Raw genomic sequence first — 14,581 nt, forward strand, 5'->3', positions numbered from 1 at the left:
GGGTGACGAAGCGGGGGGAGGCGTCGGGGTGCTCGCGCATGAAGTGGCTGAGCAGGCGTACGGCCAAAGCCGACTTGCCGCTGCCCGGTCCGCCGCGGACGGTGATGACCGCCCCATGCGCGGGCGGCTTCCCGCCCGGTCCGGGTTCGCCCCGGGGCGGGCCCGCCGGAGTTCGAAGGCTCTGCGCGGCCTTGTCGCGGATCCGGGTGAAGGCGTCCTGCTGGTCCCCGATCAGGGCGAAGGCCGGCTTGCCCGCCAGGACGGACCCGACGTGATCGAGGAGCCCGGCCGACGGAGCCCACCGGATGCCCTCGAAGGAGGCGGCCTGCGCCGGGCTCAACGCGCCCACGCCGTCGCAGCGCAGCAGGCGCGCCAGGGCCGCGGGCGGCGCCGTCAGATCACCGGCGGTCAGGACAGGGATGTCCCCGAAGGCGGGGGCGGCCGCGCTGAGCGCGGCCCCCTGCCCGGCGGTGGCGTTGTGCAGCACCACCACGGCACGCAGCTGAAGACGGGGCGCCCCGTCAGGACGCCAGTGCCCGAAGAAACTCCGGTAGGCGGCGACCTGGTGGATGGGATGCGTGGTCACCACCCCGTCGCTGCGTATGACCCGGCCGCCGTCCAGGATCCGGCAGGTCTGCCACTGCTTCAGCTCGACCACCACCAGGACGAGCCCGCCGCCCGGCGCGGTGCCGACGAGCAGCGCGTCCAGGCGCCGCCCTCCGCCCGGAGTCCCGTACTCCAGGTACACCCGCAGATCCGACAGGCCGGCCCGCATAAGGGCCGCGAAGAGAGGCGGCCAGCTCGCACGCCAGCTCCGCACCTCACCCTCGTCCGGAACCCCGAACCCGCAGGCGTGGTACCGCTCGACGCACCGCGCGATGAACGCGGGACTGTCCACCAGCGCGGCGATCTCCCCGACCAAGCCGGCCGCCACGCACGCGACACCGGCCGGCACATCCTGCTCCGGCGCCGGCGCTGGAGCGCGTAACGGGACGGGGACGGCGGGCTTGTCCTGCGTCATCTCCATACGGGTCGCATCGCTCACGGTCTTCCCCCCGGGTTCGTGTCGCCGGGGCATCACCCGACGACGGCCGCTTCGGCTCCGGTCAGGCGTTCAGCGCGGCGCAGCCCGCCCCGAACGACTGCCACTGATCGGTCGTCAGTGGGTGCCGTCACACCCGGAGTTCGGGTCCGGCACCCCCATCCGATCATGAGGCTACCGCAGAGAAAGTGCTATCGACCTGTCGATAGCAGGCTGGTTATGATGCTCTGCATGAAGTCGTCGACGTTCGTCATGGTGCATGTCGGCCAGAGCACCGAGTCCCAGCGCAACCTCGAGCACGGCATCGAGACTCTCTCCTGGGGTTTCCCCGAGAAGAAGCCCGAGTACGACACCGCGCAGCCCCGCTTCGCGATCCTGGCCACCGGAGCCTCTCCCCGCGTCCAGCTGGGGAACTGGCTGGAAGGCACGGCCACTCTCTACCTCTTCCAGGTCCGCGGCGGCTTCTACGAAGGCCAGGCCTGGCACTGGCCCGACGAGGAAGCCGAACGCCGCCTGAAGTACCCCCAGCGCTTCGGCATCGAACCCCTCGCCAAGCTCGAGAACGTCCCCCTCGGCCCCGAAGGACCGCTCACCGAAGCCGGCAGCGACGCCATCCGCCGCTCGGGCACCGACCGCGGCATGGGCAAGCTCGTCCAGATGCCCGCCCAGCGCCTCCTGGAACTCGCCGGCATCCCCTTCGACCCCGACGAACCCGAAGACGTCCCCCTGGACCAGTCCCCCGGCTTCACCGCCGACCAGGTCGAGGGCAAGAAGAAGCCACAGCGCCGCCGCCGCGGCGCCGGCTACATCTCGGACCCCAAGAAGCGCAAGACCATCGAGGAACACGCCGAACAACTCGCCATCGCCCACTACGAAAACCAGGGCTGGAGCGTCGAGAAGCTCGGCAAGCCCTACGACCTGCGCTGCACCCGCGGAACGGAGGAACGCCACGTCGAGGTCAAGGGCACCACGGGCGCCGCGACCAGCGTGGAGCTGACCATCAACGAAGTCCTCCACGCACGGGACAAGGACAACACCGTCGACCTCTACGTCGTGAGCGACATCAGGGTCGACACCCACACCGAGCCCTACACGGCCAGCGGAGGAACGCTCTCCCACTACACCGACTGGGAGCCCGCCGACGAAGACCTCCGCCCCCGCAAGTACGAATACCGGCTCCCGGAAACCACCGCGCGAGACGTATGCCAGCCGCAGGAAGTGAGTCACGCACACAGCGAACTCGCTTCCCGTGACGCCACGCTCACTGCCCCGTCGTGACCGGGTGAGAAGGGCGCCCAAACGGGTGCGCTCGCTGCAAGTCCCGGAGGGCGCAGGGACGGAGCACGGGGCCAGAGTTGCGGGCTAGCCCCCCGCTCCCGCACTGTGCCGCCCAGGACGAAGCGCAAGCGCCGAAGTCCCTTCACGCCTCATCACGACGTAGACGAAGGACACACGATGCTCACCGACGTGCTCACTGGCTGGACCGCGGAGACCTTGGGCGGCCTCACCCTGCTGGCAGGGGCCGGCGCCTGGGGCTAGTTCCGGCGCCGCCGGGCCCCTCACACCACTACGACCGGCCCCGACGGGGCCGGACGGCCGGTCCGCACCTACACCCTGCTCGGCGTCCGCGCCGCTGACGGCCAGCCGGTCCACCTGCCCAGCAGCCGTCCCGCCGGCACCCGGATCGCCTGGACCGGACCCGTCGGAGAGAAGGAGGAGTTCGAGCTGACCGACGGGGTACTGCCGGACGGCACCTACGCGGCGGAGCGGGTGGCCGTGTACAGGACGTGATGAGGAGCTGCGCCAGGTGGCCGGCCGGGTTGCCCAGGAGCACCGGCGCCTTTCCGGTGGCACCCCTCTCTCCAGCGGGCCGCCTTACCCGCGCGGCGAGGTCACCCTCGGGCGGCGGCCCCGTGCAGGGGCCGGCGGCTACCTGAGTACGCCTGGATCCGACCTGGCGGCGTCTCACTCCAGCCACGATGAACGTGCGGGGCCCGGCCCGGCCGGCCTCAGCCGCCGCCCTGGAAGGCCCAGAGCACGATCGCCAGCGCGCACAGCACGAAGGTGGCCAGGTGCGCGTAGACCAGGGCGATCACGGCGCCTACCCCGCCCAGGACCAGGCCGCGGGTCTTCGTGTCCCGGTGGGCCGAAGGCCGCCAGGAGGCCGCCACCAGGGCCAGCGGAACAATGTACGGCAGGGCCAGCCACGCAGCGCCTTGGATGAGCGGGGAGGAGCGGTAGCCCCACGCACCGCCCAGTACCGCCGCCACGGTGAACAGGGCCGGGGCCAGCCACCACGGCGAGTTCAGGGGCCGTTTGGCCGGAGGTACGAGGGTAGGAGTCGCTTTCACACCCCCATTGCACCGCCCGCCCCGTGGCCTCGGCATGGGCGCACGTACTTACTTCGCCTGGTCCGCGTACCCAGCAGCCGCAGGGATGTGCGACAGATGACGCCTGCGGCGCCACGCGCGGAATCGCATTGTCGTACCCCTCTCGTAGATTCGAAGGATGACGACGACTGGGGAAGAGGCGGTGGCCAAGCCGCGGCCCGGCCGGCCCACCGAGCTGACCGCCGACCTGCTCGATGAGTGCCTGCAAGCCGCCGGGGAGTCCTACGAGGCCGGGGAGTTGGCGTTCCTGGCGCTGGGCACGCAGATCGAGAACCCGATCCGGGACCGGGTCGCGTTCGAGCTGCACCGGCGGCTCAGGAGGACGGGGCTGGACGTCGGCCGTGAATGGACCGGGATGGACACGGAGGGTGAGGGCGGCAGGCGTGCAGCGCGGCGGGTGGACCTCGCGGTCGTGAAACGCAGTGCGCGCTATTCGCGCCGCGACAAGGCGATGGACACCCGCGGGGTGGTGGAGTTCAAGTCGGCCCGCACATTCAAGGCCCAGTCCGCCAGCGGCTTGAGCACGGTCTACAAGCAGGTGACGGATGACATCGCCAAGTGTGTGACCTGGATCGGGCTCATGGTGGAGCCGATCTTCGCGGTGGTACTGCTGCCGCACGGGGAGATCGTCGACGACGAGATGACCGCTGACCACGTCACGAAGGACTACTGGGAGATGTGGAAGGCCGGCCAGCCGGTCAGGTCTGATGCGGTGCGCGAGCAGGCCGCTGCCGGTGTTGCGGATCGGCTCGCACCGCTGGGTCCCGTACGGCGGGGCGTGATCGACGGCGGCGTCGAGTTCGGGACCCACGTGACGGTGCCCTACGTGATCCTCGGCCCGGTGTCGAACGACACGATGATGGCGTTGCTGAACAAGTGGCCGTTGCCGGCGGTGCCGGCCCAGTAGCGAGCGGGCGCGCGTAGGCCTGGGTGGTCGGGCAGGCGGCGGTGTCGGCTGTGGCCGAGGTGATGGTCTCCGGGCGCGGGCCGGCCTGTCAGATCTGCGGGTGTACCTGGAGTACGGGACTCCGGGGCTCTGCTGCGGAGTCGGGTTCCGGCTGGCCGACGTGAACCGGCACTAAACCGGAGCCAAGGCTGTGGCCGCCCCCTCTTGGGGGCGGGCCGCAGCCTTGGGGGTTCGTCAGATCAGGGCTGCGATGGCGATGGCAGCCTGGATGACGCCGGAGGCTGCGCCGGCCTGTTCCAGGAGGGACCGCACCCGCAGCAAGGCGCTCCGGCGGGCCTCGCCGGGGGCGTGGGTGTCTTGGAGGGTGGAGAGATCGGCCAGGTAGAGGTCCCGGGCCTCGCCGGTGCTGGGGGCGGCGCCGCGCAGCTGTTCGAGGAGGAGGCCGAGGTCGCCGGGGCGGAGGCCGTTGGTCTGGGTGACATGCACGCCTTGGGCGCCTGCACCCCCGGGCTGGACGTACTGGTGGAAGCGGGGCCGTTGCCGACGTTGTGCTGGGTCACGTACTGGATCACTTTCATGTCGAGGGCGGCGCAGTGCCACCCGGAGCGGGTGAGGGCGAGCTGCTCGGGCCGCTCGCCCTCGGGCGGGATGGGCACGGCCAGCCCGTAGGAGACGAGGTCACGCGCGGCCGCGATGACGGTGGAGGCGTCGAGGTGTTCACCGAGGTGGAAAGTGCGGGCGGTGAAGGCCTGCAGGTCGACCCGTTCGTCGGGCCCGGCGAACGCGGCGGCGACGAGCTCGTCGAGGGCGAAGGCCCGCCGGGCGCCGTGGCTGGCGCGCTCTCGCTCGATCCGGTCGGCGTGCTGGAGCCCCGCGGGGGTCACCTGGACGGCCGTCGCGCCGATCGTCGAGGCCACCTTGATGTCGCCAGCGCCGAGCAGCAGGCTGATCGCCTCCAGTGCCGGGCGGCTGCTCGTGCCGCCGGCGAGGGTGATCATCGCGCTGGTGTCACGGTCGGTCAGCTCGACAAGCGTGACCAGGAGGACGGGGGCGAGGTCGTCGGCGATGCGCCCGTGGATGTCGGCGCTGAGGACCAAGGTGCTCGGCGCCGCGTGCGGGCGCGCGTCGCAGCCGGGGCAGAGGAAGTTCGGGTCGTTGGGGAAGGGCGAGTGGTCTCGCCAGGGAGGTGCGTCGTGCACCATGGGAACGGGTCCTTTCCTGAAAGAGGTTGGTGAGGGCTCAGTGGCCGCCCGCCGCCCGTGGCCTGGTATCCGAGGGCGGCGGGCTGGTCGGCCGGGGGTTACGGGCCGGTGACCCGGAACGGACAGTGCTGTTGTCCGGGGACTAGCGCCTGTTCGAAGCCCGCGCCCAGGGCGCCGCCGACCGCGAACTGCGCGCGATCGTCGCCGAGGGACTGCAGGAGATCTACTTCAAGGACGGCGGAACCCGAGCCGACCAGCTCCGGGTCGAGTTCACCGACATCGACTACTTCGACGTCTCCTTCTGAACCCCACTGCCGGGCCCCCCGGCAGCGCCGCACCCGGACGCGAGCACTCTGTCCGGGTACGGCTCACACCCGTATCAGCGCGTCAACGGCGGGCCTCACCCGGAAGATGGGTGCAATAGCGACTGTGGGGAGCCGCCTTCGGATGGGCTGCTCCCGGCCCCGTGGTCCTGTCGACCGCGGGCGGACCCCGGCTGCCGTCACACGTCGCCGGTCACCGCCCCGGTCGACAGCATCCAGCCCGGTGATCTTCCCCCGGTGGGCGGCGTCGACATCCAGGCCCACCAGGGGCGCGTCCTGCGGGCCGCAACCTGGGCCCTGACCCCTGCTAGGCCCCGCGCAGGGGGAGGGTCGGCAAGGGGTCGCCGGGGTTCGCCGGGCGGCCTTCGGACAGCCAGAAGAGGTAGTGGCGGAGGTCCTGCGCGAGGCCTCCGTCGATGTACGCGACGTACTCCCGGCCCCCGCCGGCCGCCTCGCGCTCCTCCGCCCGGTCCGAGACAGACCACGTACGGTCCAGGGCCGCGGCCCACTCCCGCACCCGGCCCCGCTCCCTCCACCAGTCGCGGACGAGCTCCGGGGTCCAGTGGTCGTCACCGTCGCAGGCGTACCCGACCATCGGGTCCTGCGCGACCGCGCCCAGCAGCGCCAGCGCCTGCGCCGTGTCACGGGGCTGCCGGTAGACGAACTCGGCGCCCCACTCGTCGTCGTAGAGCACATGCGCGGGCGCGATCAGCCGGCCCATCCAGCACGTGTCGGTCCCGGCCCCGTAGAACGGCCCCGGCACGTTGCGCCAGTCGCGTTCCGCCCAGCGTTCGGGGCGGGGGTTCCACCAGCGGCCGCGGTACTCCGCGGAGGGCAGCCACGTGCCGCCGTCCGGCGCGGGCAGCGGCCCGGTCTCCGCGGCCCGGACGGCCGGCAGTGGGTCCCAGTAGCTCATGCTCCGCATCCTGTCAGACGGCGCGGGTGGGAAGGGAGGCCGCCCAGGTCGATATCGGGCAGCGGACGCAGCCCGATGGCGCTGCCCCCGCACTGGTGGATCTCATCCGCGTCGCCCGCCAGGACACTGCCCACCGGCGCCAGGCCCTCGCCGAGCTGGAGGAGTTCGTCTTCGGCCACCGGGGCCGGGTCGGCTACCGCTTTGAAGCCGTTCAGGATGCGCGTACAGCCTTGTGTGCGTTCGACCCGGACCGGGCTGTGCGTGGCGTCGTCGCTCTGGAGGTCACCGCAGCGGCCGTGCTCGCCACGGCGGCCGTGACCGGCTTCCTGCTCGGAGGCACCGGCCTCACCAGGGTGCTGGTCACCGTGGCGGTCTGGATGGCGCTGTGGGCTGGGGGCGTGGCCTTCCGCCAGTTCTGGCGTCCGTACCTCGGCGCGTGGGTGATCCTGTCCGAGCCGGCTCGCTGGTGCCGGGCCTTCGGAGTCCTGGTCCTCGCCGTGTTCCTCACCGGCATCGTCCGCAACGCACCCACCTCCCCCTCCACCGCCCTCCTGTTCGCAGTGGCAGCCGGCGCGGCGGGATGGCTGCTCTGGCTGCGCAAGCCCCACACACCGGCGTCCTGACGGGGTCCGGGACGGCGCAGTATCCCCTTGGGGGTGGCACTTTCCCCGGACGCGGGGATGCGGCCGGGCGGGTGCGGCACGCTGGAACCGGCGGGGCCGGCACCGATCCGGCGGGCACGGGCCGTCGTGGAGTGGGGAAGGGGTGGGGTGTGGTGGATCGGATGCTGAGGGATCTGGGTGCTGCGCACGAGGGCTCGGTGGGGGTGCTGCTGGCGGACGGCACCGAGCCGGGGCCGGTGTACTTCGACGTGGGCAGCGGCCCGCACGTGCCGTCCACCACGGAATGGCACGCCTATGACGGCCGGTTCGGCCGCCCGAAGGCCGCCCTCCTGCGCGGCGCGTGCGCGTGCGGCTGGCGCGGGCCGGCCGAGTACCCCCTCGACTGGACCGTGCTCGACGACCAGAAGCCCCTCTACGAGGCCGACGTCGACCTGACCGGGCCGATCGCGGACTACGGTGCGCACCTGACCGTGGTCCGGGACGCCGCCGTCCCCCTTCCCGACCCCCTCATCGCTCTGCTGACCGACTTGAAGGAGAGCTTGGAGACCACCGCGGTGAAGGATCCGCTCGTGGCGTTGAAGGCCCTCGCGGACCTCAGGTCCCTGATCGCCGGGGTGGGTGCGGACACGGCTCTCGCGGTGCAGGTCGGCCGGATCCCGATGGAGACGGTAGCGACCGCGCTCGGTACGAGCGAGGCGGCCGCCCGCAGGTATGTGAACGGCTACCGCCACCCCTGAGGCGGCGTCGTTTTTTGGGGGCATCACCTGGTAGGGCTCGGCTCCGGTGCGCGAACAGCGGACCCGAGCCCGGTCACAGCCCACAGTTCTGCTCAGCCACTCCGTTCGAAGCCGCAGCACGCGATGGACGCCGAGGAACCGGTCACCAACGACGTTGGATGGCGAGGAGACACACATCGAGAACGAGAGCGCCGCCATCGACTTCGTCAGCGAGTCCGCCCCGGCTGCCGGGGGCCAGTCCAAGCCGAAAGGAGCAGTCGAACCAGATCGCACCGCCAAAGCCAACAGCTGCCCGGGCGTCGGAGGCATAGTGGGCGAAGCCTTTGCACCGTTCCCTGGGGGATTTCGATGAGACGCTCGTTACCTGCGGCCCTGGCCGTCCTGTTCGCACTTGCTGGCGCAGCTGGCTGCGGGGGGTCCGCATTGAGGGAAGGCGCCGACGGCCCGGCGACGAGTAGCCCGTCGGCCCCTGTCAAGGCGGCCCCACTGTCCGAGGAGGAGGCGCGGAGGATCGTCAAGGACTTCACCGTGAAGTTTGACGCCGACAGCCATGACACCGAGTACTGGAAGGGCATCACAGAGGGTCCGCTGCTGGAGCGGGCTCTCGCTGTCTTGGAGACCGCGAGGGAGTACGGCACTAAAGGCGAGGCGAGGCCTACCAACTCCCCGGCGACGGAGCACGCGGTGCGCACATGGACCACCGGCAAGGATGATGGAAGCGACCGGTGGATTCTTGGTGCCCACGAGGTACTGGGCTACACCGTGGGCGACGCCAGCAACAAGGCCGAGCTGCGCTGGTCGCTGCACCACCAGCAGCGGCCGGGCGCGCCCTGGCTCACGGCCTTCATCGCCAGTGGCCCCGAGACGACGGCCCTGCCCCAGGTTGCGGTCGGGCCCGAGGGCCGAGCGCTCTCTGGCGGCGGGGACACAGCGGGGCTCGCGGCCGACCCGGCGACGGTCTGCGGGCAGCATGGCGACTACCTGAACACGGATGCCGGTGCGGGCGGCGTGAAGTGGAGCCAGGACGTCACCAAGACGAAAGAGGCCCTCGCCGGGAGCCTCACGCGCATACGCGGAGAAGTCGGCAAGGGCGGCAAGGTCGACGTCGGCATCGACGTCAATCGCACCCCGCACGGCCCCGTCTGGCGCACCACGGATGGTGGCGCGCTCGTGGCGTGCACCACCGTCAACAAGGTGTACAAGGAACTGGCGCCCGGAACGTCGGCCACCTTCAGCAGCAGCGGCTGGGCCGGCACGACGGGCATCCCCTGGGCCTCGTACACCCAGCGGATCATGAACCTGACTGTGCTGAAGGTCCCCGCGGGCTCCTCCGGCGAGGTGTCCGTCGCAGCCTCCTCAAGACTGCCGTACTCCTTCGAGGGCACCAGGTACACCGGCTGACGGCCTGGACACCTTTGGAGGCCACTCGGTCTCCCGTCAGGGCAAGTGGAATCCGCCCTCGGAAAGAAGCGATCGGGTGGTGAGCACTTCGATACCAGATACCACGGTCTCGCGCCCGGTTCGTCAGCCGTCTTCTCGATCGCGGGTGATCATCGGGAAGAGAGCCCAGGGATCGGGAGGCCTGCGCCTGACACCTGCCGGCCGGCGTGCGCGGCACCGCCGCGCGGGCAGGCTGGTACGCCACGGCGTCGCCCTCGCCCGAGCCGGTGCGACGCCGTGGGCCCGGTGTTGGAGTGGCATGTCGGCGGCGGGATCCGCTGCACCGACTTCTCCCGCCGCGCGGCCACGGGGCCAGCCGGGGTCGGGCAGACTGCCACCACGGCGGACGACGAGAAGACTGCCACTGCACACGGCGGCGGCCGGCCCGGCGACCGGGTCGTAGACCAGGCTGGGGCAACCCCGTCTCGGGCGCTGCGCCCGGGACCGGGCCGAGAGGAAGGACGCGCAGCTGGTGGGGGACATCGATGACGCCCTGGACCGCGCGGACCGCGAAGGGTTCACCCGGGAGCCGCCCAAGACCCTGAAGGGGCGGATCAACTTCCTGATGCGCCAGCTCAAGACGACCAAGGCGGTCGCCGAGCAGCTGGGGGTGAGCCAGCGGTCGGTGGAGCGCTACCGCAAGGGCGACCGCAAGACCCCGCCCAAACGGGTCGCGGACCGCATCGACACGGCCGTGCGGGCCCGCTGGCAGCCCGTGGTCCGTGGCCGCCGCCGCAAGGAGGCCGCCACCCACACCGGGATCACGGTCGAGACGCGGGCCCGGTTCGGCTACACCGCACCCGTCGGCACGACCGACGACGGTCGGGTGCGGCGCCTCACCGTCCACCTCCCGCCCGCGTACGCGCAGCGCCTCTTCGACGCCCGCGCACAGGGCGGAAGCGACCAGCAGATGCGTGAAATCGTCGCCGAAGGACTGCAGGAAATCTATTTCAAGGACGGCGGAACCCGCGCGGACGGCCTTGAAGTCGAATTCATGGACATCGACTATTTCGACGTTTCCTTCTGACACGTGTGGGTGCGCCCACGCATCGAGGGTCGGTTCGCAGGCAGACCAGATGCGTGGAACTGCATGGAATTGCGAAGTTTGCATCGGGCGGCCAGGGCGTAAAACCGGTGGCGTACCTGGTCGTTGAAGGGTTGGGATGCACACCGCTTCGGGGGCTCCATCGGTTCCCCCGGGTCTGCCCGGAGCGGGCCCCGGTCCTGGCGTCAGCCACAACTTGCCAACCCGTGCCTGTGGTCGGTCGCCGCCCGCCTGATGCCCTGTACGCGAAGACGTTCTCCGGTTCGGACGGGGCCAAGGCCGTGCACTGGTACCGGAAGGCCGCCGATGCCGCCGGCGACCATCGCCACCTGCGTCTGGGTCCGCGGCCGCGCCGCGATCGCACTCGGCTACGAGGGCGCCCCTGGAGACCCAGGTGGGAGCCGTAGTGAAAGATCTTGCTCAGAGGGTGTCCGAAGAGCTCTGTGTCCTCGTGGTACTGGATGCAGCGCGTTCGCGCTGTACTGCCCCCCCGGCCCACCTGCCGGGCCGGCGAGTGAAATGGGGAAGCCGTGGACTCCACGACATCTCTGTGTGCGGTCCGTTGTCTGCTCGGGTCCTCCTCCGAGTCCGACAACGAGCAGCACTGCACCATCCACGAGGTACCGGTGCGTTCCTGGACCGCGGCCTTCGGCGCGAGCCGCGGAGCCTGCGTGCTCGAGGCGGACTTTACGGAGTTCGTCGAGGCCACCGAGCGTCAGCTCTACTACCGGGCCCTCCGCCTGTGCCGCCACGCGGCGCAGGCGGAGGACCTGACACAGCAGGCGTACCTCAAGCTCTGGGTGAACTGGACGGCGTACCGCTCCTACCCGCCCGAGCGTAAGAAGGCTCTCGCATTCAGCACGGTCAAGAGCGTGTTCATCGACTACGTACGCGTGAAGTCGAACAAGTACATGCCCAGCGACCTCGCCGACCACGACGTGGTAGGCGAAAGCGACTTTGTCGAAGAGCTCATCGCGTCCGAAAACGCCCGTGAAGTCCTGCAGGCTATGGAACAGCTGCCCGAAATCTGGCGGAAGCTGATCGAGTCCGTCTACTTCGACGGAAGCACCGTGGCGGCATTCGCTGAAAACGAGGGTCTCGCCCCCAAGACCGCGAGCCGCTACCACAACAAGGCCCTGCAGATGCTGCACGGGATTCTCGGAGAGCGTTAGAGAAGAGGCAGACAATGGACGCTCTTGAAATGCGTCTTAGTCTGACCGCTGATTACCTCAAGAGGGAATCCAGCACAGCCGTTGAGGAGCTCATGGCTGCGGCATTCCATGCCGTCCGTACTCCCGCGGCTGGCGCTGGGGAACTCGACCGGAGGGGGGAGGGGCCCAGCTCCCTCCCCCCCTCGGGGGGAGATCCCCGGTCAGCGCACCCGAGCATCATCAAGGAGCAGCGCCGGACACGATTCCACGAGGAACTCCGAACGCTGCTGGAAAAAGAAGGGAGAGGAAACATTGAAGGCCCGGCTCTGCGCAGGATTGCAGAGCTGACAGAGCTTTTCCAAGGAGAGCAGGACGCCCAGATCTGGTGGGAGAGAGCAGCTCTCCAGGGCGACACCGTCGCAGTCATGATGCTCGCCGACAACTGAAGAACCCGACGGACGCGACTGGCAGGATCGCAACCGTCACCAAACAAAGGAGATATCAGACCGCCGAGTACCGCAGTGGGAGGAGACGCGGAACACGGCTCGACACCAGTAGAGAACCATCAGCGCACCTTTGCAACACAGCATAAACGTGGGAACTCAACAACCAGGAATCGAGCGGAGTGGGTCCGCTCGTAAGAGAAAGGGTCATCGGAAATGCTACCAAGGGATAAATTGCATTAAGCGTAAGTAGAGGGCGGGGGCCCGGCATTTGGGAGTGCCGGGCCCCCGCGGCTCGAGTATGCACTAGCGTGAAATAGCTACGCTATAGACCGTGCAGCTGGAAGGATCCGGGACAGTCCACACCACGACTTTGTCATCCGAATCATCTAGAACCAATTCACTGAGAGAGACATCCAAACCCAGAAGAAGCAATCCCGTAGCGATTCCTATCGCCACGGAACCTCGGATACTTGCCGGGCTGAACCACTTCCGTAGAGACTTCTCACTTCTCGTCAACTTCTTTCCCCGAGTTCCTCGTAGCGGCCTTCTGCTCACTAATACGAGGGCAGACAACGATCGAGACATCGATCTCATATGTTCGGCGTGATGGGGACTGTAAATCGTTCGGCTCTGGCCCGTAGTCGGTGGTGACGCCGAGTAGCCATCCACGATCATGATCTTGTGATGGATGTCAACTCTCTTATCGGGACGGTGTTTTCCGGGCTATCGCCGTTGGTCGTGGAGGACGTGGTGGACGGTGGTATCGCGGTGGTGGTCAAGGCCCGCACGCGGGATGTGGCAGTGCCGTGTCCGGCGTGCCGGACGCCCACGGCGAAGGTGCACGGGTATCACCGCCGGACGGTGACGGACGTGCCGGTCGACGGCCGCCCGGTCGTCGTCCACCTACGCGTACGGCGGCTGGTCTGTCCGGTCCTGGGCTGCCGACGGCAGACCTTCCGCGAGCAATTTCCCGGACTGCTGGAGCGCCATCAGCGCCGCACGGTGCGGCTCTGCTGGCAGATATCGCAGGTGGCTCGGGAGTTATGCGGCCGGGCGGCCGCACGTCTGGCCGGTCTGCTGGCCTTGCCCGTCTCCCGCAGCACCGCACTGCGGCGCCTGCCGCTGCCGCAGCAGGCCGTCCCGCGGGTGATCGGCGTGGACGATTTCGCCCTGCGCCGCCGGCACCGCTACGCCACGATCATCACGGACGCCGAGACCGGCAGACGCATCGAGGTCCTGCCCGACCGCGAGATGGCCACCCTGGAGTCCTGGCTGTGTGAGCATCCTGGTGCCGAGGTCGTGTGCCGGGACGGCTCGGCCACCTACGCCGAGGCCGTCCGCCGCGCCTTGCCCGACGCGGTGCAGGTCAGCGACCGATGGCACCTCTGGCGCAATCTCTGCGACAAAGTCCTGCTCGAGGTCCGCGCGCACGCCGGCTGCTGGGCCACCATCAACCCGCCCCGCCCCGGTGGAGTACGCGAACAGACCACCCGCGAACGCTGGGAAAAGATCCACGACCTCCTCGGCCAGGGCGTCGGCCTGCTCGACTGTTCCCGCCGCCTCAGCCTGGCCCTGAACACCGTCAAACGCTACGCCCGCATGCCCGAACCCCACACCCTGCGCATCGCTCCCGCCTACCGGCCCACCCTCGTCGACCCCTACCGCGACCACCTGCGCCGACGCCGTGCCGAAGACCCGGCCGTCCCGGTCACCCACCTCCTCGAAGAGATCCGGGAGTTGGGCTACACCGGCAGCGCGAACCTCCTGGTCCGCTACCTCAACCAGGGCCGCGCCGAAGGCGACCGCCCCGTCACCACCCCACGCCACGCCGGCCGCCTCCTGCTCACCGACCCCGAGAACCTGCGCCCGAAGGAAACAACCCTGCTGGAGAAGATCGCCGCGGCCTGCCCGGAGATGACCGCACTCGCCGATCTCATACGCGGCTTCGCCGCCCTGCTGAAACCGCGAGAGGGCAACGACGCGAAACTCACCGAGTGGATCACGGCCGCCCGCGCCGTCGACCTTCCCTACCTGCGCAGCTTCACCCATGGCCTCGAAATCGACCGGCCTGCCGTGGACGCCGGCCTCACATTGCCCTACCACAACGGCCGCACTGAGGGCGTCAACACCCGCACCAAAAGGATCATGCGCCAGATGCATGGCCGAGCCGGATTCGACCTCCTCCGCCACCGCATCCTCCTCCCATGACAACAGAACGTCACCACCGACTACGGGCCAGAGCCGCTCGTTTGACAGACCCCTGTGACCGCTTAGGTTCGCCGGGTTGGTGCTCATGGTCCTCGTGCCGGTTGGATGTGACGACACGTCCGATCGGCGCGGGGAGGCGGGATGGCACAGC

13 protein-coding genes and 2 pseudogenes are annotated in these 14,581 nt (G+C 69.5%); 11 read left to right on the forward strand and 4 right to left on the reverse strand.

The genetic code is table 11. From position 1 onward, the window contains the following. A partial coding sequence (locus tag PV721_RS32385; protein WP_319730638.1) for a nuclease-related domain-containing protein occupies window positions 1-1,045 on the reverse strand: 1,045 nt, incomplete at its 3' end. Between the two features lie 228 nt (window positions 1,046-1,273). On the opposite strand from PV721_RS32385, the gene PV721_RS32390 reads away from it, so the two are divergent. Further along, window positions 1,274-2,320: a DUF3883 domain-containing protein gene (locus PV721_RS32390; RefSeq protein WP_319730639.1), complete on the forward strand. Its 1,047-nt coding sequence runs from the start codon at window positions 1,274-1,276 to the stop codon at window positions 2,318-2,320. Window positions 2,321-3,051: 731 nt separating this feature from the next. Here the strand turns inward: PV721_RS32390 and PV721_RS32395 are convergent. Continuing rightward, window positions 3,052-3,393 carry a hypothetical protein gene (locus PV721_RS32395; RefSeq protein WP_319730641.1) on the reverse strand — a complete coding sequence of 114 codons (342 nt, stop codon included), beginning with the start codon at window positions 3,391-3,393 and terminating at the stop codon, window positions 3,052-3,054. A gap of 181 nt (window positions 3,394-3,574) precedes the next feature. On the opposite strand from PV721_RS32395, the gene PV721_RS32400 reads away from it, so the two are divergent. Further along, window positions 3,575-4,339 (forward strand): hypothetical protein, encoded by a 765-nt coding sequence (locus tag PV721_RS32400; protein WP_319730643.1) that lies wholly within the window; start codon window positions 3,575-3,577, stop codon window positions 4,337-4,339. Window positions 4,340-4,578: 239 nt separating this feature from the next. On the opposite strand, the gene PV721_RS32405 is transcribed toward PV721_RS32400, so the two are convergent. After that, window positions 4,579-5,541 carry a hypothetical protein gene (locus tag PV721_RS32405; protein WP_319730644.1) on the reverse strand — a complete coding sequence of 321 codons (963 nt, stop codon included), beginning with the start codon at window positions 5,539-5,541 and terminating at the stop codon, window positions 4,579-4,581. A gap of 146 nt (window positions 5,542-5,687) precedes the next feature. On the opposite strand from PV721_RS32405, the pseudogene PV721_RS32410 reads away from it, so the two are divergent. Next, window positions 5,688-5,846: pseudogene (locus PV721_RS32410) on the forward strand (XRE family transcriptional regulator); the annotation flags it as partial. Between the two features lie 325 nt (window positions 5,847-6,171). Here the strand turns inward: PV721_RS32410 and PV721_RS32415 are convergent. Continuing rightward, window positions 6,172-6,780: a hypothetical protein gene (locus PV721_RS32415; protein ID WP_319730646.1), complete on the reverse strand. Its 609-nt coding sequence runs from the start codon at window positions 6,778-6,780 to the stop codon at window positions 6,172-6,174. 95 nt (window positions 6,781-6,875) lie between these two features. Here PV721_RS32415 and PV721_RS32420 point away from each other — a divergent pair, with 95 nt between their 5' ends. From PV721_RS32420 to PV721_RS32455, 8 genes and pseudogenes are all read left to right on the forward strand, one after another. Next, on the forward strand, window positions 6,876-7,403 hold the full coding sequence (locus PV721_RS32420) for a hypothetical protein (RefSeq protein WP_319730648.1): 528 nt from the start codon (window positions 6,876-6,878) through the stop codon (window positions 7,401-7,403). A gap of 161 nt (window positions 7,404-7,564) precedes the next feature. Next, window positions 7,565-8,140: a hypothetical protein gene (locus PV721_RS32425; protein WP_319730650.1), complete on the forward strand. Its 576-nt coding sequence runs from the start codon at window positions 7,565-7,567 to the stop codon at window positions 8,138-8,140. 528 nt (window positions 8,141-8,668) lie between these two features. Then, a complete protein-coding gene (locus PV721_RS32430; RefSeq protein WP_319730652.1) occupies window positions 8,669-9,541 on the forward strand; it encodes a hypothetical protein in 873 nt (290 codons plus the stop codon). A 511-nt stretch (window positions 9,542-10,052) separates the two neighbouring features. Further along, window positions 10,053-10,607: a telomere-protecting terminal protein Tpg gene (gene tpg, locus PV721_RS32435; RefSeq protein ID WP_319730654.1), complete on the forward strand. Its 555-nt coding sequence runs from the start codon at window positions 10,053-10,055 to the stop codon at window positions 10,605-10,607. A gap of 204 nt (window positions 10,608-10,811) precedes the next feature. After that, window positions 10,812-11,006: pseudogene (locus PV721_RS32440) on the forward strand (XRE family transcriptional regulator); the annotation flags it as partial. A 149-nt stretch (window positions 11,007-11,155) separates the two neighbouring features. After that, complete coding sequence (locus PV721_RS32445; RefSeq protein WP_319730656.1) at window positions 11,156-11,797, forward strand: sigma-70 family RNA polymerase sigma factor; 642 nt, start codon at window positions 11,156-11,158, stop codon at window positions 11,795-11,797. A gap of 14 nt (window positions 11,798-11,811) precedes the next feature. Beyond that, on the forward strand, window positions 11,812-12,222 hold the full coding sequence (locus PV721_RS32450; RefSeq protein ID WP_319730658.1) for a hypothetical protein: 411 nt from the start codon (window positions 11,812-11,814) through the stop codon (window positions 12,220-12,222). 711 nt (window positions 12,223-12,933) lie between these two features. Next, on the forward strand, window positions 12,934-14,430 hold the full coding sequence (locus PV721_RS32455) for an ISL3 family transposase (protein WP_319730660.1): 1,497 nt from the start codon (window positions 12,934-12,936) through the stop codon (window positions 14,428-14,430). Window positions 14,431-14,581: the final 151 nt, after the last annotated feature.

Source organism: Streptomyces sp. MB09-01 (assembly GCF_033794505.1).
In the GTDB taxonomy this organism is placed as follows: Bacteria; Actinomycetota; Actinomycetes; order Streptomycetales; family Streptomycetaceae; genus Streptomyces.

What these genes read in the sequence shown, in the direction of transcription:
- PV721_RS32390 (WP_319730639.1), top strand. Translation starts at nt 1,274, where the DNA reads ATGAAGTCGTCGACGTTCGTCATGGTGCATGTCGGCCAGAGCACCGAG.
- PV721_RS32405 (WP_319730644.1), bottom strand. Translation starts at nt 5,541, where the DNA reads ATGGTGCACGACGCACCTCCCTGGCGAGACCACTCGCCCTTCCCCAAC.
- PV721_RS32415 (WP_319730646.1), bottom strand. Translation starts at nt 6,780, where the DNA reads ATGAGCTACTGGGACCCACTGCCGGCCGTCCGGGCCGCGGAGACCGGG.
- PV721_RS32425 (WP_319730650.1), top strand. Translation starts at nt 7,565, where the DNA reads ATGCTGAGGGATCTGGGTGCTGCGCACGAGGGCTCGGTGGGGGTGCTG.
- PV721_RS32450 (WP_319730658.1), top strand. Translation starts at nt 11,812, where the DNA reads ATGGACGCTCTTGAAATGCGTCTTAGTCTGACCGCTGATTACCTCAAG.